The sequence below is a fragment of the Mitsuaria sp. RG genome (assembly GCF_028369275.1).
Classification (GTDB): domain Bacteria; phylum Pseudomonadota; class Gammaproteobacteria; order Pseudomonadales; family Pseudomonadaceae; genus Aquipseudomonas; species Aquipseudomonas peradeniyensis.
The window spans coordinates 13555-31935 of record NZ_JAQMYQ010000017.1 but is presented as its reverse complement, the minus strand read 5'-3'; the positions used below and the strand labels follow the sequence as shown (position 1 = coordinate 31935).

General features: G+C 61.0%; 15 protein-coding genes. 7 read left to right on the top strand and 8 right to left on the bottom strand.

Going from position 1 to position 18381, the window contains the following annotated elements; genetic code table 11:
* Positions 1–133: 133 nt before the first annotated feature.
* From fleQ to POF53_RS11715, 7 genes are all read right to left on the bottom strand, one after another.
* The gene (fleQ, locus tag POF53_RS11745; protein ID WP_186714839.1) at positions 134–1609 is read right to left on the bottom strand and encodes a transcriptional regulator FleQ; all 1476 of its coding nucleotides are present in this window, start codon (positions 1607–1609) and stop codon (positions 134–136) included.
* 166 nt (positions 1610–1775) lie between these two features.
* The gene (gene fliT / locus POF53_RS11740; protein WP_186714840.1) at positions 1776–2072 is read right to left on the bottom strand and encodes a flagellar protein FliT; all 297 of its coding nucleotides are present in this window, start codon (positions 2070–2072) and stop codon (positions 1776–1778) included.
* A 14-nt stretch (positions 2073–2086) separates the two neighbouring features.
* Complete coding sequence (gene fliS / locus POF53_RS11735; RefSeq protein ID WP_232856528.1) at positions 2087–2482, bottom strand: flagellar export chaperone FliS; 396 nt, start codon at positions 2480–2482, stop codon at positions 2087–2089.
* A 131-nt stretch (positions 2483–2613) separates the two neighbouring features.
* Positions 2614–4017: a flagellar filament capping protein FliD gene (fliD, locus tag POF53_RS11730; protein WP_232856527.1), complete on the bottom strand. Its 1404-nt coding sequence runs from the start codon at positions 4015–4017 to the stop codon at positions 2614–2616.
* A 78-nt stretch (positions 4018–4095) separates the two neighbouring features.
* Positions 4096–4467, bottom strand: coding sequence for a flagellar protein FlaG (locus tag POF53_RS11725; RefSeq protein WP_498967803.1), 372 nt, complete (start codon positions 4465–4467; stop codon positions 4096–4098).
* A gap of 79 nt (positions 4468–4546) precedes the next feature.
* Positions 4547–5407, bottom strand: coding sequence for a flagellin domain-containing protein (locus POF53_RS11720; RefSeq protein WP_254463831.1), 861 nt, complete (start codon positions 5405–5407; stop codon positions 4547–4549).
* 249 nt (positions 5408–5656) lie between these two features.
* Complete coding sequence (locus POF53_RS11715; RefSeq protein ID WP_498967800.1) at positions 5657–6646, bottom strand: ketoacyl-ACP synthase III; 990 nt, start codon at positions 6644–6646, stop codon at positions 5657–5659.
* 258 nt (positions 6647–6904) lie between these two features.
* Here POF53_RS11715 and POF53_RS11710 point away from each other — a divergent pair, with 258 nt between their 5' ends.
* From POF53_RS11710 to POF53_RS11680, 7 genes are read left to right on the top strand one after another with little or no spacing between them, the layout of a single operon-like run.
* Entirely contained in the window at positions 6905–8023 is a 1119-nt protein-coding gene (locus tag POF53_RS11710) for a DegT/DnrJ/EryC1/StrS family aminotransferase (protein ID WP_254463832.1), read from the top strand.
* A complete protein-coding gene (locus POF53_RS11705; RefSeq protein ID WP_232856525.1) occupies positions 8020–8751 on the top strand; it encodes a WbqC family protein in 732 nt (243 codons plus the stop codon). The genes POF53_RS11710 and POF53_RS11705 overlap by 4 nt, the downstream gene beginning before the upstream one ends.
* Positions 8744–9724: a hypothetical protein gene (locus POF53_RS11700; protein WP_232856524.1), complete on the top strand. Its 981-nt coding sequence runs from the start codon at positions 8744–8746 to the stop codon at positions 9722–9724. Before POF53_RS11705 ends, POF53_RS11700 begins: the two co-directional genes overlap by 8 nt.
* Entirely contained in the window at positions 9721–10278 is a 558-nt protein-coding gene (locus POF53_RS11695) for a GNAT family N-acetyltransferase (protein ID WP_232856523.1), read from the top strand. Before POF53_RS11700 ends, POF53_RS11695 begins: the two co-directional genes overlap by 4 nt.
* Complete coding sequence (locus POF53_RS11690) at positions 10275–11054, top strand: phytanoyl-CoA dioxygenase family protein (RefSeq protein WP_232856522.1); 780 nt, start codon at positions 10275–10277, stop codon at positions 11052–11054. Before POF53_RS11695 ends, POF53_RS11690 begins: the two co-directional genes overlap by 4 nt.
* Positions 11055–11059: 5 nt before the next feature.
* The gene (locus POF53_RS11685; RefSeq protein WP_232856521.1) at positions 11060–11812 is read left to right on the top strand and encodes a class I SAM-dependent methyltransferase; all 753 of its coding nucleotides are present in this window, start codon (positions 11060–11062) and stop codon (positions 11810–11812) included.
* Positions 11809–15318 carry a glycosyltransferase family 2 protein gene (locus POF53_RS11680; protein WP_232856520.1) on the top strand — a complete coding sequence of 1170 codons (3510 nt, stop codon included), beginning with the start codon at positions 11809–11811 and terminating at the stop codon, positions 15316–15318. Before POF53_RS11685 ends, POF53_RS11680 begins: the two co-directional genes overlap by 4 nt.
* A 281-nt stretch (positions 15319–15599) precedes the next feature.
* Here POF53_RS11680 and POF53_RS11675 read toward each other — a convergent pair whose 3' ends face one another.
* Positions 15600–18338, bottom strand: a complete 2739-nt coding sequence (locus tag POF53_RS11675; RefSeq protein WP_498967796.1) for a glycosyltransferase — start codon at positions 18336–18338, stop codon at positions 15600–15602.
* Positions 18339–18381: the final 43 nt, after the last annotated feature.

The window sequence follows — 18381 nt, the reverse complement described above, 5'->3', positions numbered from 1 at the left end:
TAAAAACGGTATGTTGCCTGCGCTGTAGCAATAGCCGTGCCGGAGATGGGGATAATCGACTGCAGGATCGTTGATCGAAGGCAATGGCCGGGACTGTCACAGCCCCCGACCATTGCGTCCAGGCAAGACGGGATCAGTCGTCCGCCTGTTCCTCGCCACCTTGGCGGCTCATGCCGTACTTGCGCATCTTCTCCACCAGCGTGGTACGCCGGATGCGCAGTCGTTCGGCAGCCCGGGCAACGATGCCGTTGGCATCATCCAGCGCCTGCTGGATCAGCCCCTGCTCGAGGCTGCCGAGGTAGTCCTTGAGGTCCAGCCCCTCGGGCGGCAGCATGGCGTGGCTGGCGAAGTTCGGCGCATGGCCATTGATCGCCACGCGCTCCTCGAGATCGGAGCGCAGGCTGTCGACCAGCTGTTCATCCTCGTCATCCACATAACGGAACTTCTTCGGCAGCTCCGCCACGCCGATCACCCCGTACGGATGCATGATCGCCATGCGCTCCACCAGGTTGGCCAACTCGCGGACGTTGCCCGGCCAGCCGTGGCGACACAACGACATGATCGACGCCGAGTTGAAGCGGATCGAGCCGCGCTTCTCGTGCTCCATGCGCGAGATCAGCTCGTTCATCAGCAACGGGATGTCTTCGACCCGCTCACGCAATGGCGCCATCTCGATCGGGAACACATTCAGCCGGTAATACAAATCCTCGCGGAAGGTCCCGTCCTCGATCATGGTCTCGAGGTTCTTGTGCGTCGCGGCGATGATGCGCACATCGATGCTCTGGGTCTTGTTGCTGCCGACCCGCTCGAAGGTACGCTCCTGCAGCACGCGCAGCAGCTTGACCTGCATCGGCAGCGGCATGTCGCCAATTTCGTCGAGGAACAGCGTGCCGCCGTTGGCCAGCTCAAAACGCCCGGCACGGCTGGTGATCGCCCCGGTGAAGGCGCCCTTTTCGTGGCCGAACAGTTCGCTTTCGAGCAGCTCCGCCGGGATCGCCCCGCAGTTGACCGGCACGAACGGTGCCTCGCGACGCTTGGAGTGGTAGTGCAGATTGCGCGCCACCACTTCCTTGCCGGTGCCCGACTCGCCAAGGATCAGCACGCTGGCATCGGTGTCGGCCACTTGCTGCATCATCTGCCGCACATGCTGGATGGCACGGCTGGTGCCCACCAGGCTGCGGAACAGGTTGGGCTCGCGCTGGCGACCACGCTCGCGGGCCTGGTCGTACATCTCGCGATAGACCTGGGCACGGTGCAGGGAGTCGAGCAACTGGCTGTAGCTCGGCGGCATCTCGAGGTTGGACAGCACACGGCGGCGCAGGTCCTCGGGGAAGTCCGCAGAAGAAATTTCACCCAGAAGCAGAACCGGAAGGAACTCATCCCACCCGGCCACTGTCTTAAGGAGCCCCAGCACGCTGGCCGGGGCATTTACGGTACCGATCAGGACACACAGCACTTCACGGCTGGAAGACAAACCCTCGACCACCTGCTGCCAGTCGTCGCTGGAGCAGGACAGGTTTTCTTCGCCGAGAAAATTCAGGACCACCGCCAGATCGCGGCGGCGTTCGCTGTCGTCATCGATCAGGAGAATCTTGGTTTCACGCCACATGCAATAGCAACTTCCCTAGTCATATCGGCGCCCGAAGGCGTGCACGACATCATTCCGACTGAATGGTCAGTGTTCGGACGTCTGAATTTCGAAAACAGCCACTAGTAAAGTCAAAAAACGGCACACAGTCAAATTTATGGCGCGCTGATTTTTGTGTAACCTGTGGTCAGGTGAACAAATGGTATACCTTTGTCGCGTTTTCTGCCTGACGTATCTTCGCCATCTCGTCGACCACTGATTGACGCTCGCCACTTGCAACTTCGATTAGCTGCCGATAGACAGCCTGCAGCTGCTCCAGACTGGCACGCACCTCATCCTCGTTCGACAACGCCTCGGCCAGCACATCGTCGACGCACAGGCGGCACTCCAGATCCAGCTCGCCAACCGCCTCCCAGTCACGACTGGCCAGGGCGGCGAGCAGCAGCTCGCGGGTCTGGTCGATACGCTCGATCACCTCACTCATGACAACCTCCTGGTTCAGGGCGCCGGCTGCTGTTCGCCGATCGCGTCCCAGCCTTCCTTGACCGTGATCAGCAGACGCGCGACTTCGTCGATGATCTCGGGATCGCTCTTGACGTTGGCCTCGACCAGGCGACGACTCATGTAGGTGTACAGGTTGTCCAGGTCGGTCAGGCTGTCGGCGTGGTTCTCCAGGTCGAGACCCTCGCGCAGACCGCCGATGATATCGATGGCCTTGCCGATCAGAATGCCCTTCTGGGCGATATCCTTGCGGGCAATGGCGCCCTTGGCCTGGGCCAGGCGGTCGAGACCACCCTGCATGAGCATCTGCACCAGGCGGTGCGGACTGGCCTCGGAAGTCTGTGCCACGCCATTGACTTTCTGGTATTGCCGAAGGGCCAACATCGGGTTCATGGATCTACCTCGTTGCAGCGAAAAGGTGCATATACCTCTTGTATCGCCGCCGCGTCAAAAAACTTTAGCCGGAAAAGACAAAGCCCGGCACGCCTGTGAGACGCCGCCGGGCTTTTGTCATGCGCGATCGATCAGGACTTCTTGGCCTGGGCGTTGATCGCCTCGAAGATCGAGGTGATCTGCTCGCCTTGTTTCTTCATCTTGGCCAGGGCGGTATCGAGCGCAGAGAATTTCTTGGTCAGCGACGCAGTCAGCAACTCGGTACGACGATCAAGCGCCGCCTGCTGGTTCTGCAGGTTCCTGGCAGCCTTGTCGAGGTTGCTCTTGCGAGTATCAAGCGAACCACCCGTGGAATTGTACGGATCAATTGCCTTGTTCATCCGCTCGAACAGACCATTGGTGCCGGTGAACAGCTCCTGGATTTCCGAACCGAGCTTCTTGTCGTTCAATGCAGAGGTGAACTTGGTGCTATTGAACTCCAGGGTGCCATCTTTCTGGGTGTTGATACCCAACTGACTGAGCGTGGTCAGCTTGTCTCCTGCCCCCACTTCCGTCAGCACCTTGCGCACATCGGCAAGCAACGACCGGGTAGTCGGGTCGTTGGTCAGCGGACCAAGGCTCTTGACGTTGCCGTTGGCGTCCTTCTCTGGCGTGACCAGCGCAGTAACAGCCTTCTGCAGGGTGTTATAGGCATCGACGAACGACTGCACCGATTTCTTCAGGCCTTCGTTGTCCAGCGCTACAGTAGCCTTGGTGGCATTACCGCCCGTGGAGACACCGGTGAGCTCGAGCGTCAGGCCACTGATAGCCTGGTCGACAGTATTCTTCGGGCTTTTCAGCGCCAGCCCGTCGATGGAAAATTCCGCATCCTGGGCCAGCCCACTGATGTAACCCGCGCCACTTCCGCTAATGGGCTGAGTACCGTTGATGGTCAGCTCCGGAATACCACCGATAGAGATGTCGCTGCCCTTGCCGGTCGTGGTGGAGCTGAACACCAGGCGAGAACCACCCGCCTCATTGATGATGTTGGCGGTGATACCGTTGGCGCTCATTTCCTTGTTGATCTGGTCGCGCACGCTCTGCAGTGTGGCACCGCTGGCGACGTTGACCTTGTAGTCCTTGCCGTTCTGGCTGATGGTCAGCTCACCGGCGCCGATCGCCGTGCTGGCACCACCCACGAACTGCTTGCTGGCGACCTTGGAGCCGGTGGCCAGCTTGTCGACCTTGATATCGTAGGTCCCAGCGACCGCCGAGTTGCTCGACTTGATCTTGACCACTTTTTCGTCAGCGGAAGTGCCAGCGAAGGCATTGAACGAAGGGGCGTTCTTGTCGTTGAGCTTCTTCATGGCGTCCTGGAACGCCGTCAAGGCGCTGCGCAGGGAACCGATACCGGAGATCATCGCGGAGTTGTTGCTCGTCTGCCGAGCAATCTGGTTGGCCTTGGCCGAGGTGTCGGCATTCACCAACACGCTGACGATGTTCTTGATATCGAGCCCGTAGCCCGCACCCGTGTTGGTAGTAATCGGGCTTGCCATGCTGTCGCTCCTCTCTTCGATGAGTCGGCCCCGCTCCTGCAAGACCGACTTGAATCACACATTTGCGTTCGCCGCCAATCAGACCTTGGCGTCGAACAGAATACTTTTGACATCGCTCAGGCTATGGGCGATCCGCAGGGCCTCTTCCGAGGGCAACTGACGAATCAACTCACCGGTTTCACTGGCGATGACCTTGACCACGATCTTACCGGACTCTTCGTCTGTGACGAACTCCAGATTGCGTCGCGTTTCCTTCAGGAACTTCTCGATTTCCGAGACAGCGCCTTTGACATCATTTGCAGCCTGCACCTTGTCGGCGCCCTGCACCTTACCCGGATCCTGCTGCTTCTCGCCATCACCGGAAGTGCCTGGCGACCGCGCAACCGGTTTTTCAGCAACCTGCTCGGCCGTGCGTGCAGCCGGGTAAGACAGGTTCAGCTTGACGCTCATGTCCATGTCCAGCACCTCACAATGAAAAAGGCGGGGAAGCGCCTGGAGAGCACTCCCCCGCCATCAGCTATCAGGCAGATTAGCCCAGCAGCTTCAGGACTGCCGATGGCAGCTGGTTGGCCTGGGCCAGAACCGAAGTCGAAGCTTGCTGCAGAGTCTGCTGCTTGGTCAGCTGTGCAGTTTCAGAAGCGAAGTCGGTGTCCTGTACACGGCCACGAGCGGCTTCGGCGTTCTCGTTGATGTTTTGCAGGTTGTTGATGGTGCTGGTCAGACGGTTCTGCGAAGCACCCAGGTCGGCACGCGAGGTGTTGATTGCCTGCAGGGCGTCGTCGATGGCGCTGACGGCGGCGCTGAAGGTAGCCTGGGCGCTGCTGCTGTCGGCACCGGTGATGCTCTTGCCGGCCAGGGCAGTCAGGGCTGCGCCAGTACCAGTGGTCTTCATTGCAGCGCTGAGGCTGATGGTGATCTGGTTGGCAGCGCCAACGTTCGAACCGACCTGGAAGGTCATCACGCCGCCGGAACCGTCCAGCAGGTTCTTGCCGTTCAGCTGGGTGCTGTCAGCGATACGGTCGATCTCTTTCAGCATCGACTGGAACTCTTTGTCCAGAGCGTCGCGGTCTTGCGAGCTGTTCGAGTCGTTTCGCGATTGCAGTGCCAGTTCACGCATACGCTGCAGGATGTTGGTCTGCTCTTGCATCGCGCCTTCAGCGGTCTGGGCGATGGAGATACCGTCGTTGGCGTTTTTGATGGCCATGGTCTGACCACGGATCTGCGAGGTCATGCGGGTAGCGATCTGCAGGCCGGCGGCGTCGTCTTTGGCGCTGTTGATTTTCAGGCCGGAGGACAGACGGGTCATCGAGGTGCTCAGTGCGTCGGAAGCACGGTTCAGGTTCTTCTGAACGCCCAGAGAGGTGGTGTTAGTGTTTACAGTCAAAGCCATGACGAATTCCTCGTTGGATTGGGTACTACGGCTTCCGGCCTTGGCAATTCGCCGGGTAGGTGGCCTAGAGAACCTTCGTAATGTTTATCGTCGTCAGGGCAGTTTGCTTTAGGGCGATTTCCCAATTTTTTTACTGGCATCCTGCCACCCCAATGAAATCAGGGGTTTGACGCCAAATTACCAACAGCCAAAAACAAAAAAGCGCTGACCGATAACGGGCAGCGCCTCTTCTATATAGACACGCGGAGCTTAGCCATTGCGCTCGATGATTGCCGAGCCCCATGACAGGCCGACGCCGAAACCACTGAGCGCGACACGCTTGCACTGCGAGCCGATCACATGCTTTTCCAATAGCAGCGGAATGCTCGAGGAAACGGTATTGCCGGTCTCGACCATGTCCTTGACGAACTTCTCGCGCTGACGCCCCTCGTCGAAACGCTGCGAGACCGCATCGACGATCGCCGCGCTCCCCTGATGCAGGCAGTAAAGGTCAATATCCTCGGCCTTCAAGTGACTGGCCTCGAGCAACTGCTGCAGGTGCGCCGGGACCTTGACCAGCGCAAAATTGTAGACTTGGCGACCATTCATGAAGAACGTGCCTTGGGTGGTGCGCAAGTGCTCGGCACCCGCCCCATCACTGCCAAACAGCGACTTGCCCAGCTGCCAGGCAGCGTCCTCGCCCATCCAGGTGGCCGTTGCAGCATCGCCGAACAGCATGGTGGTATTGCGATCTTCAGGGTCGACAATCTTCGAATAGGGATCTGCGGTGATCAACAAGCCATTCTTCAGCCCCGCGGCATCCATGAAGCCCTTCATGGCATACAGGCCATAGACATAGCCGGAGCAGCCCAGCGAGATATCGAAGGCAGCGATGGCGGTGGACAAGCCCAGCTTGTTCTGGACGATCGCCGCGGTATGCGGCAGGCCCTCGGCATCGCCATTCTGGGTAACGACGATCACCACATCGATGGACGCCGGATCCAGCGCCGGATTGCCAGCAAACAGCGTACGGGCGGCCTCGACGCACAGATCAGAGGTTTCCTGATCGGCACCCTTGCGCGGCAGGAAGGTCGAACCGATCTTGCCGAAGATGAAATCCTGATCCTTGCCGAATTTCGCACCCTGGGCGTAATTGTCGACACCCTCTACAGGTACGTAACTGGCGATACTTTTGATGCCAATCATTGTGGCTTCCCGATGGAAATGGCGAAAATTCACGGGCTTCGCGACCAAGGCCATACACCCTGCCTACCGTCTCGACGAGGCTGCCCGCTGACTCAATAGATTAGAGATGCACGTTTCGACTGCCAAGTCACTCTCGCAACTCGACTGCGTCCCGCCATGCCGACACCGGAGGTTGGCCGACTTTTTGCTAACCAAGCAGAATTCCCGGTGCGAGACGTCGGTTTCATGGCGAAACCCTGACTGGATACACCGTTCGGCGCCAGGCCTATCAAGCCCTGCTTCCCCTAATTCGTAAAAAGAGCCGACCCGTCCATGGCCAAACCCATCACAGTCACCAGCCCACTGCTGCCTCCACTGGAGGAATTCCTGCCCTACCTGGAAAGCATCTGGGAGAGCAAGCGACTGACCAATGCCGGGCCATTCCATGCGCAACTGGAGCAGGAGCTGGCCGAATACCTGGGGGTAGAGCACATTTCGCTGTTCTCCAACGGTACTCTCGCATTGGTAACGGCACTGCAAGCCCTTCGCGTGACGGGGGAAGTGATCACCACGCCCTACTCCTTCGTGGCAACCGGCCATTCGCTGCTTTGGAACAACCTCAAGCCGGTCTTCGTCGATATCGACCCGCTCACCAACAACCTGGATCCCCAGCGCATCATCGAAGCCATCACGCCGGAGACCACAGCGATACTGCCCGTGCACTGCTACGGCATCCCCTGCGATGTCGAGGCCATCCAGGAAGTAGCGGACACCTACGGTTTGAAAGTCATCTACGACGCCGCCCATGCCTTCGGCGTACGCCAGAACGGCGAGAGCATCCTCAACAATGGCGATCTGTCGATCCTCAGCTTCCACGCCACCAAGGTGTTCAACACCTTCGAAGGCGGTGCCATTGTCTGCAAGGATGAAAAGCTCAAGCGCCGCATCGATTTCCTGAAGAATTTCGGCTTCGTCGACGAAACGGTGATCATGGCCACCGGAATCAACGGCAAGATGAACGAGATCCAGGCCGCCTTCGGTGTACTGCAGCTGCGCCATATAGATGATGCGCTCCAGCGCCGCCGGCGGGTATTCGAACGCTACCGTCAGGCGCTGGAGAGCGTCGAGGGCATCACGCTGTTGCGTCAACCGCAGGGACTGGACTGGAACTATGCCTACTGCCCGATCCTGATTGATGAAGAGCGCTTCGGCACCTCGCGCGACAAGGTCTACCAGCTTTACCGCGACCAGAACATCCTGGTCCGCCGATATTTTTATCCGCTGATCTGTGAGTTCCCGATGTACCGCGGCCTGGCGAGTGCCAACCTCGACCACCTGCCCAACGCCCTGGAAGTCTCGCGCCAGGTTCTCTGCCTGCCTATCTATCCGGATCTCGACGACGACACTCTGGAACAGATCATCGACATCCTGCTGGGAGCCCGTCAGGCATGAGCAACGCAGTTGTGGGCGAACACCGGCGAATCGCGCTCATGCAACCCTACTTCCTGCCGTATCTGGGATACTTCCAGCTGATTGCCGCATCGGACCACTTCGTCCTGTATGACAATGTGCAATTCATCAAGAACGGCTGGATCGAACGCAATCGATATCTGCTGGAGGGCGAGGCGAAGTGGTTCCGCATCTCCCTGACCAAGGACAGTCACACCCAGCAGATCATGAACCGGCGCATCGCCGAGCAATTCAGCCTGGAGGATCTGCTCAACAAGCTGGAGTTCGCCTATCGCAAGGCCCCTCGTCGCGAACCGACGATGACCTGGCTCGAAGGCCTGCTCGCACCAGCGGCAGACAGCATCGCGACCCTCAACGAACGCCTGCTCAAGGCATGCTGCTCACTCCTGGCGATCGACACCCCCATTTCACGAGCCAGCGAGCTCGGACCCGGCAAAGGCCTGCTGGGCGAAGAGCGGGTCATCGAAATCGTCCAGGCGTGCCGCGGCACCCACTACCTCAACCCTGTCGGTGGCGGCCACCTGTACCAGGCCCAGGCCTTCGGGCAGTCCGGCATCACCCTTGAGCTGCTTCACGCCAGCCTGCCACCCTATGCCCAGGGTAGCAGTCGCCCATTTGTTGCCGGCCTGTCGATCCTTGATGCCCTGATGTTCCACGAGCCCGAAAACGTGGCCGCATGGGCAAGACTTGGCGAGATCCAATATGCCTGACGCCATCGGTGGCTACTTCGAACTGGAATTGCGCAAGGGCCAGACGCCCTACCCCCAAGCCTCGGCCTTCAACAGTGCGCGCGCCGCTTTTCGCGCCCTGGTGCAGGCCCGGGCTCCACGCCGCATTCACCTGCCGTACTACATCTGCAACGTTCTCGAGCAAGCCCTGCAAGGCCTGGAGGTCGAACTATGCCGCTATGGGCTGGACGCCGACCTGAGCCTGGCCGCGCCGCCCGGACTGACGAGTGACGAGGCCTTGTTGTACGTCGACTACTTCGGGCTCAAGGGAGACTATGTTCGCCAAGTGCTTGCTCCACGATACGGATACCAGTTGATCGTGGACAACTCACAAGCACTGTTCAGCGACGCCCTGCCCGACATTGCCACGATCTATTCGCCACGCAAGTTCGTCGGTGTTGCCGATGGCGGCTGGCTGGTCAATGGCCCGGCCGAATTGCCTACCCCACCGCAAGGCACTTCCCTGGATCGATTCGGGGCATTGCTCGGACGCCTGGAGCAAGCTGCCGAGCACCATTATGTCGATTACCAGGCCAACGAGGCATCGCTCACCCGGCAAGGCGTCATGGCCATGTCCACCAGTACCGCGCGGGTGCTCGACAGCATCGACTACGCGCAGGTCAAGGAGCGGCGCGGCAACAACTTGAACGTCCTGCGCCAGCATCTCGACACCTTCAACAGCTTCCGCTATTGGCCAGATGCCATTGTTCCGGCGCTGTGCTACCCCTTGCTGCTCGACTCGGCATCCGCGGCGGGCAGCTTGCGCCAGCACCTGCTCGAACAGGCCATCTACGTTCCCTGCTACTGGCGGGAACTCATCGACAATCCGGCGACACCTCCTATGGAGCGCCATCTGGCCGAATGCCTGTTACCGCTTCCCCTGGATCAACGCTACGACGCAAAAGACATGCAGCGACTGGCTGACGCCGTCATCACTCATCTGAGGAAATCATGAGCATCAAAGGTCAACGCATCGTGCTGAGGGCACTGGAACTCGAAGACCTGCCTGCACTGCACCGCTGGTCCAATGACGAGGCCCTGTGGAGCTTGCTGGGTGGCTGGCACTTCCCGGTTTCTCGCGAAGCACAGAAGGAATGGCTGCTAGGGCTCAAGAATGACCCGATGAATCAGCGCTTCGGCATCGAGACCCTAGACCACGGACTGATCGGCACTGCAAACCTGGTCGGTATCGACTGGAAGAACGGCACCGCCGAACATGGAATGATGATCGGTGACTCGACACTGCGCGGCAAGGGCTATGGCACCGAAGTCATCGGCACGGTCATGCGCTATGCCTTCGACGAACTGGGCCTGCACCGGTTGTGGACGACGATCATCGAATACAACGAAGCGTCCCTGGCAACCTATACCCGCAAAGTACCCTGGACCATCGAGGGCGTGCAGCGTCAATGGTACTACCGCAAGGGTCGTCGCTGGGACCGTGTCGTCCTCGGCGTCACCGTCGACGATTACCGCAACTGGCTCGAGCAGCAGGAGCAAGACCGATGAACGCACTACATGAGGAACTGCGACTCAACGGCTATGCCTGTGTACCCGAGCTGATTGGACAGCCACTGCTCGATCAGTTGCGTGACGACCTGAGTGCCGCCATTGATCGTTGCCGCCAGGTCCAACTGGAGAACGGCATCACCCAGCGCACCGAGCAGACAGCCCATCATATCCTGACCTCGGACAGCCGATTCATCGAGCTGCTGGCCAGGCTCGCGCACTGGGGACTGACTGACGCTCTCACGCACATGCTTGGGGGCCTGCCGATCCTCAACTCCTTTGGTGGCCTGAACAATCTCAGCAGCACCGACGCTTATGTGCGAAACGTACACAGGGATGTTCGCTCATGGTCCGCCGAACACATGCAGATGGCCCAGGCCCTGGTGCTGCTTGACGATTTCACCGTCGACAACGGCGCAACACTGTTCCTGCCAGGCTCGCATACCGCGCCTGACAAACCCACTGACGTCGACTTCGAGACAGGTGCCAACAAGGCGCTCGGCAAGGCCGGCTCCATCTACCTGTTCGACTCGCGGATCTGGCATGCGGCCGGCATCAACCGAACGCCGGATCCACGCCGCTGCCTGACGCTGACATTCACTCGCAGCTACTTCAAACCGCAATTCGATTATTGCCGGGCATTGGGCGATACGTTCTGCATCGCCCAGCCGGCGGCCGTGCAACAACTGCTCGGCTGGCACGCCCGGACCCCTACGACCCTCCATGAGTGGTACCAGCCTGAAGATCAGCGCTTCTACCGCAAGAACCAGGGATGAGCCCCATGACCACACGCGACTACAACCAGGAATTCCAGGACAACGCCCATCGCAGCTATTTCTATGACTTCGATGCGCGGCTGCGGCGCTACATGCTGGAAACCTTCTCACCCTGGCTGCTCGACGGTGCGGCACTGGAGATGGGGTGCTTCGAGGGCGCCTTCACCGCATTGTTCGCCGAGCGCTTCAAGGACCTGACGGTTATCGAGGCCGCCAGCGACCTGATCGAAGTGACCCGCAACAGGGTCGATGCGCCGATCAAGTTCGTCTGCAGCACCTTCGAACAAGCACAGCTCGAACCACGCTACCAGAACATCTTCCTCATCCACACCCTCGAGCACCTCGACGATCGCCGCCAGGTGCTGGAGCGCGTGCGCAACTGGCTGGCACCGGGGGGACGCCTGTTCATCGCCGTGCCCAATGCCAATGCGCCGTCGCGCCAGATCGCCGTGAAGATGGGCCTGATCGAACATAACAGCGCGGTTACCGAAGGTGAGCGCCTGCACGGCCATCGCATCACCTACAGCCTCGACACCCTGGAGCAGGAAGCACGTGGCGCAGGCTGGCGAATCGCCCAGCGTGGAGGCGTGTTCTTCAAGCCACTGGCCAACTTCCAGCTGGACCAAGCCCTGCAAAGCCAATTGATCGATGACCGTTTCATGGACGCATGCCAAGCCCTGGGCATGGTCTATCCCGACCTGTGCGCCAGTGTCTATGTCATCTGCGAACTGCCTGACAAAGCACCGGAAAAGCCATGATCAACTCAGCCCTGCACGGTAAGCCGCGCCACCCGTACTACGTCTTTGCCCCCGACTACCGGGAAACCTCGTCGGGCATCTGTGTGCTGCACTACCTCTGCCACGCCCTGAACTTGGCGGGGTATGAAGCCTACGTCAGCCAGTGCGTCACCAACCCCAATTTGCGCACTCCGATCCTCACGGACGAAGTGCGCCAGCATCACCAGGCCATAGGCCTGGCGCCGATCGCGGTGTATCCGGAGGTGCTAGACGGCAACCCCCTCGGCACACCTATAGTGGCGCGCTATATCCTCAACCGTGAAGGCTTCCTGACCGGCCGCACGATCGACGCCCAGGACAGCGACCTGTTCTTCTATTACACCCAGGATTTCGGCGCAGATGCCAACAGCGATGACTTGCTGCTGCTGCCGATCATCGACTCCGAACTGTTCTCGCCACCACTGGAGCCGGTCGAACGCAGCGGCCACTACCTGTACCTGAACCGCATCGATCGATCGCTGGTCGACCTCTCCCTGCTACCGAGCGACGTACAGATCCTCAGCCTGGCCAATCCGAAGTCCCTGGCGGAACTCGCGGAGATCTTCCGCACGGCCTCGGTGCTCTACAGCTACGAAATCTCCGCCACTTGCACAGAGGCCATGCTGTGCGGTTGCCCGGTCATCTACCTGCCCGGTGGCCATGTCAAGAGCCAGCCATTCACCGAACAGTTCGGCAATGCCGGGTCGGCGCTCTACGATGAACCGGGCGGGCTGGAGCGAGCCCGTGCGACAGTCATGCAGGCGCGCGCACGCTGGCTGGACATCGAGAAGGCTTTCTGGCCGCAACTGCAGCGTTTCCTGGATATTACCCAGCGTGCGGCCGTCCAGTACGTCTGCGATCACCGGGTGCCCTCCGTGAAGGATTGGCTACGCCAGCGGCAAACGACCCCCGCTCAGCAGCGCCTGGTCGATGCTCGTCGCCAGGCGTTGCGCGGGCAGACCAGCCTCACGGTACTGGTGCGCGACAAGCACGGCGAGGCACGGGCGCTCGACGATACCCTGGAAAGCCTTGCCTGGTGGAGGTCGAGCAGTTCCATCGACCTGCGCACCATTGTCCTGAGCACCACTGCCACACCAACACGCGCAGACCAAGACACGCACTGGCTGCATGTCAGCTCACCCGGTGCTATCGAGCTCAACGAGGTCTTGCAAGGCGATGACAGTGATTGGTTGCTTCTGCTCGATGCCGGTGACGAGATCCTGCCATCGGGCGCCTTGCTGCTCGACCTCGAACTGGCCGGCGCGCAAAACTGCCGGATGATCTATTGCGATGGTATGTTCCGCTCGGCCGAGGGCCCTGGCGCAGCCCTTCGCCCGGGTGTCAACCTGGACTACCTGCTGAGCCTGCCATTGGTCATGGCCTCGCACTGGCTGGTCCGCCGCTCGCTGGCAGTGCAGGCCGGCGGCTACGATGCAACGCTCCCCGACGCGCTGTCACTGGACCTCGTGCTGCGACTGATCGATATCGGCGGACTTGATGGCATCGCCCATCTGGAAGAGCCGCTGGTCGTCAGCGATTTACCAGTGGTCGTGGAAAACCAGGACGAGCGCGAGGCGGTGCTGCGCCACCTGGCCAACCGTGGCTATGCCCAGGCCGAAATCGTGGAAAATCCACCTCGCCATTACCACGTCAAATATCGGCATGCGCACCAGCCGCTGGTCTCGATCCTCATTCCGACTCGCGACCAGCTGCCACTGCTGCGCCGTTGCATCGAGAGTCTTCTGGAGAAGACCCGTTACCCACATTTCGAAATCATCCTGATCGACAATGACAGCCAGTTGCCGGAAACCCTGGAATGGCTGCAGCTCATGGCGAACATCGCCGCAAGCAAGCTGAGCGTACTCAACCACCCAGGGCCGTTCAATTTCAGCGCCATGAACAACCTTGCCGCCTGCCATGCCCGCGGCGAATACCTGCTGTTGCTCAACAACGACGTGGCGATCCTCAACGACGACTGGCTGGATGAACTGCTCAACCATGCTCAACGCCCGGAAGTCGGCATCGTCGGCGCCAAGCTGCTCACACCAACGGGGCATGTCCAGCATGCCGGCCTGATTGGCGGCCTGAACGGGCCAGCCGGCAGCCCCAACGCCGACCAGGCAGCCCATGATGGCGGATACCTGCAACGCCTTCTGGTCGACCAGAATGTCAGCGCTGTCAGCGCCAGTTGCCTGATGATTCGCAAGGAAGTCTACGAAGCCGTCACGGGCATGGACGAAGCGCACTTCCAATTGACCTGCAATGACCTGGACCTGTGCCTGAAGGTCGGTGAACTCGGCTACCTCAATGTCTGGACACCCCACGCCCTGCTACTTCACGAAGGTGGCGCGACCTGGTCCGAGGCTCGCAAGGATGCACGCTTGCGCCAGCGCTTCGCGCAAGAGCAGCACCACGCCCAGAAGAAGTGGCTGACGACCCTGGCCAATGACCCGACCTACAACAAGAACTTTGCCCTCAGGGGCACTGGCTATTCGTTCGAGGCCTTGCACGACCTCACCTGGAAGCCTCTCTGCTGGCGCCCACTGCCCGTGGTGCTGGCCTATGCCGCGCTTGACGAACAAGTAGCCTCGGAGCGCCTGAAACCGGTCTTCGGCGCCTTGCGCGACGCCGGCCTGATCGATGGCTGCCTGAGCACGCGCGCGCTCAGCCCGGTCGAGGTCGAGCGTCTGCGCCCGGACGTCATCGTCATCCAGCACCAGAATGACCGCCGCCGCCTCAAGCTGATCAGCCAAGGGGTGGAACTGTCACAGGCCTTCAAGGTGCTCGAGGTCAGCGGACCAATCGCCGGCCTGGGGGCTGGAGCCGCCTCGACCAGCATGGAGCTGGAAATTCTGACACAGGCCATGCGCCTGGTGGATCGGGTCGTCGTGCCGACGCAAGCCATGGCCGACGCCCTTGCGCACATGCACCCTGACATCCGCGTGATCGGTACCCGCCTGGACGCACGCTGGGCCAGCCTGCCATCCCCGGCAAACCTGGACGGCAAGGTACGAGTGGGCTGTGGTTTCTCCGCCAGACACCCGCGAACGTCGCAACTGGCAGAAAACCTGGTACGCCGGTTTGCCGACCAGGTGGACTGGATCCTTTGGGGCGACGTGCCGCATCACCTGCATGGCTGTGCGCGTGAAATTCATCCAGGCAATGTCCAGTACACGCCCAGGATGCTGGCCAGCCTGAACCTGAACACGGCCTTGGCGCTGCGCGCGGATGACCCGGCCGAACAATTCAATGACGCCTTGCCTCTACTGCAATTTGCCGCCTGCGGCCACGCGGTGATCTGCAGCGATGTCGAGTCATTCCAGGTCGACCTCGATGTCATGCACGTACGTAATGAACTGGACGCCTGGGCACAGATGCTCGAACGCCACCTCGGCGATACCCGCGACCACATCCGAAAGCCCGAACAGATCGGCTTGCTGGATGAGTCGCACCTCCAGGACTGGCAACTGGCCTGGTCGCCGAACTGACCGCGCCATGTAATATCGACACAGGGGCTACCTACCTCGATAGCCCATCGCAAACCGCAAAAATCCGATGCCTGAAAGGGCATCGGATTTTTCATGGGCCTCGTTCGGCCACGATGCGGATCAGATTCCTGTGTCACTGAGGATCGACGGCTGGTCCATCGTCGAAGAAAGCCTCGACGCCTGCGATCCAGCCTCTGACATTCGCCGAAGATGAAAAAATGCCAGTCAGTTTGACTGACTGGCATTGATCCAGATGCCCGTGCTGCCGGCGAGTGCGCCAGTCAAATCAACTGTTCGAGCCAACCGAGGGAGGCAGACAGCCCCTGCTCATCGCTCAGGCGATCAAGCCCTCTCGACCCTACGAAAGCGGCAGGCCACTTCGCAGCCAGGAGCGTGGCGACTTCATCATCCAGAGCAGGCAATCCAGCTGCGAGCAATTGTGCCTTGGGCGTCCAGACAGCCAACAACCCTGCTTCGCGAACCGCCAGGCTCAAGCCGATGCCGATATCCCCGGCGAGCGGCAGGCCACCACAATGTTCGAACGCATCCCTGCTCACCATAAGGCAACCATCGGACACCGCCGGGCACGCACGTACCGACAGTGGCCATTGCACCGCGACGCTGTCCGCTTGCGACAGATGCAGCCAGGGCGAATACACCCGAGGACCGGCCAGCAGTTCGAAACCTGCGTGTGCCAGCGTCCCGTCAGCCGCCCACAGGCTGGCGCCGACAACGCCAACCTCTGGCCTCTGCGCCTCGTTCAACAGCGATTCGATCCAGGCAGGCGTGATTACCTGGCAATGCGGCGACAGCAACACCAGGTAATCGCCACGCGCCTCGCCAGCCGCCAGACCAAGCAGTTGCTGACGCGTGGCACCGGCTTCGCCAGCGACGACCCGCAGGCGGCCACCGAATGCCTGAAGCGCTTCGGCCTGGTCTGCGCAAGGTTGCCCGGGAAGCGCCAGCACCACTTCGTAGCGCGGATAGCGAGTTCGCTGAAAAATACCGGTCAACCAGGTAGGCTCGACCTCGCCCGCCAGCACGATGCTGACCATCGGTGTGGCGCTATGGCGGAAGTCGATTGCCAGCCCCCCCGCCCCTGGCTCACTGATCTGAGGACGATAGCCCAGCTGGGTGAGGTGGCGATTGAGGATCTTGCGCGCCTCCTCGGTAAATACCGAGGAAGGTTGCCGGCTGACCACCAGGTAGTCATCCATGTGTGCCAGGCTGGCAACTCCGTGATGCTCGACCAGGCGCAGCAGCAAGTCATACTCCAGGGTCTGCGGGTCAGTGCCGTTGTAACCGTCCAGGTCGAGCACCGCCTGTCGACGCACCAGCCAGTGTCGCGCCATCAGCCCCGGCTGGCTACGCAACAGATCCAGGTCGCTGCCAGGCCGGCGCACCGCGAACAGGCGCCCATCAGTGTCACGCTGGACTTCGTCGGCGGCGATAGCCTGGCAAGCCGGGGCCTGGGCAAGTTCAACCGCCAGGCGCATCAACCCGCCGGCAAGAAGCACATCGCCCGCCTCGAGCAGCAACAGCCACTCACTGGGCAACTGGCGCAGCAACTGGTTCAAGTGCGAAACCCAATTGCCCTCGCCGACCTGGATGAAGTGCAAGGTATCGCGCGCGGTGGTAATTGCCGGTGGCTTGCCAGCCTTGAGCACCACCAGCTTGAAATTGCGCAGGCCACTGGCCAGCAGGCTGTCGAAGGTCGCCTGCAAGGCCAGGTCATCGTTTTCCAGGTCAAGCACGACAAATGCAATCTGTGGCGCCGGGTGTTCGGCCAGGTGGGCCAGCACTCGCTTGCGCGCTGCTTCGTCCGGGGTGGCCGCGTCGATCGCCGCGAGTACCTGCCCCGATGGTGTGTCGAGCAAGGAGTGGCGAGTCTCGCTATCCGGCACCTCAAGCAGGCGTGCGATCCAGTCATTCATCTCACGGGCATGATGCGCATTGCCCTCTCCAGTCAGCATCGGCTCGAGGCGGCGGCATACCTGGAGGTTGAACAAGCCCAGCCCCAGCGCTTTCCAGTAGCGCTCCTGCAGGCTCTCGCGGGTGTCATTGGGGTGCATCACCAGCAGGTCGCGCTGACGGACCCACGCCCCCTCGAGGGCATGCCGGTGGCGCTTGCCGGTCGGCCAGGCGTGACAAAGGAACTCCACCTCGGTCAACCGATCGAACAGCGGGCGACTGTAGTAAGGCAGTTCCACATGCTGACTGGGTTCGAACGAACGCACCGGGTCATCGATCACGCTGGTCCAGCGCGAGGTGAAAAGCAGCGGCTGTTCGCCCTGGCTCCAGGTTTTGCGTATGAAGCGATTGAGCGTTTCGAAGCCATCATCATCGGACAGCACGCCCTGATCCCCACCACCCCACTGGCGCAGGATACGCACGGTCTGGATCAGTCGCTCCTCGCGCACGGCAGGGGGCAGGCTCTCAGGCCGCGACTCGCAGACCACGTCGGTCTGCTCGAGATGGGCGACCGTCCCACGTAGCAGGATTGCGCAAGACAGCGCCACTCGCCAGCCTGCAACATCAAGCCCCTCTGGCAGCGACACCAGTGCGGCCTGCAGCGCCTGCGTGCGGATTACCGCGCGCCAGGCTTGTTGCTCGGCGTCAGCGTGGCGTCGCAGCCGATCAAGGACACCCTCGCCCGCCTGCGTGCAGAACACCGCCCCCACCTTGTGATAAGTCAGCTGGCTATTGCCCGGCGCATAGGCCAGGGCATGGCCTTGCACGGCCATCACCTCCGGCTGGGCATGCAGGTACCGTGCAGCATTGTCCAGCGCGGCACCCAGGACAAAGTCGGCATCCAGCGCCAGGCACACGAACGGCGTCGTCACCTGTGCCAGCAACTCGACCAAAGCTGCGGCATCGACCACCGCCGACGACGCCAGGCCCAGGCACGGCACGCCGGAGCGACGGTAGTAGTGCGCCGCGCGAGCACGGTGATCCGCCTGGTCATGTCCGAGCAGGACGACGGTCACTTCATCACGCGACCCAAGTGTAGTTTCGTTCATAGGGCACCTGTTCATGGGGTTCGGCACCTGGCTTGGCCAGGCG

What these genes read in the sequence shown, in the direction of transcription:
- fliT (WP_186714840.1), bottom strand. Translation starts at nt 2,072, where the DNA reads ATGAGTGAGGTGATCGAGCGTATCGACCAGACCCGCGAGCTGCTGCTC.
- POF53_RS11725 (WP_498967803.1), bottom strand. Translation starts at nt 4,467, where the DNA reads ATGAGCGTCAAGCTGAACCTGTCTTACCCGGCTGCACGCACGGCCGAG.
- POF53_RS11685 (WP_232856521.1), top strand. Translation starts at nt 11,060, where the DNA reads ATGACCACACGCGACTACAACCAGGAATTCCAGGACAACGCCCATCGC.
- POF53_RS11675 (WP_498967796.1), bottom strand. Translation starts at nt 18,338, where the DNA reads ATGAACGAAACTACACTTGGGTCGCGTGATGAAGTGACCGTCGTCCTG.
- fleQ (WP_186714839.1), bottom strand. Translation starts at nt 1,609, where the DNA reads ATGTGGCGTGAAACCAAGATTCTCCTGATCGATGACGACAGCGAACGC.
- fliD (WP_232856527.1), bottom strand. Translation starts at nt 4,017, where the DNA reads ATGGCAAGCCCGATTACTACCAACACGGGTGCGGGCTACGGGCTCGAT.
- POF53_RS11715 (WP_498967800.1), bottom strand. Translation starts at nt 6,646, where the DNA reads ATGGCCTTGGTCGCGAAGCCCGTGAATTTTCGCCATTTCCATCGGGAA.
- POF53_RS11705 (WP_232856525.1), top strand. Translation starts at nt 8,020, where the DNA reads ATGAGCAACGCAGTTGTGGGCGAACACCGGCGAATCGCGCTCATGCAA.
- POF53_RS11720 (WP_254463831.1), bottom strand. Translation starts at nt 5,407, where the DNA reads ATGGCTTTGACTGTAAACACTAACACCACCTCTCTGGGCGTTCAGAAG.
- POF53_RS11695 (WP_232856523.1), top strand. Translation starts at nt 9,721, where the DNA reads ATGAGCATCAAAGGTCAACGCATCGTGCTGAGGGCACTGGAACTCGAA.
- POF53_RS11680 (WP_232856520.1), top strand. Translation starts at nt 11,809, where the DNA reads ATGATCAACTCAGCCCTGCACGGTAAGCCGCGCCACCCGTACTACGTC.
- POF53_RS11710 (WP_254463832.1), top strand. Translation starts at nt 6,905, where the DNA reads ATGGCCAAACCCATCACAGTCACCAGCCCACTGCTGCCTCCACTGGAG.
- fliS (WP_232856528.1), bottom strand. Translation starts at nt 2,482, where the DNA reads ATGAACCCGATGTTGGCCCTTCGGCAATACCAGAAAGTCAATGGCGTG.
- POF53_RS11690 (WP_232856522.1), top strand. Translation starts at nt 10,275, where the DNA reads ATGAACGCACTACATGAGGAACTGCGACTCAACGGCTATGCCTGTGTA.
- POF53_RS11700 (WP_232856524.1), top strand. Translation starts at nt 8,744, where the DNA reads ATGCCTGACGCCATCGGTGGCTACTTCGAACTGGAATTGCGCAAGGGC.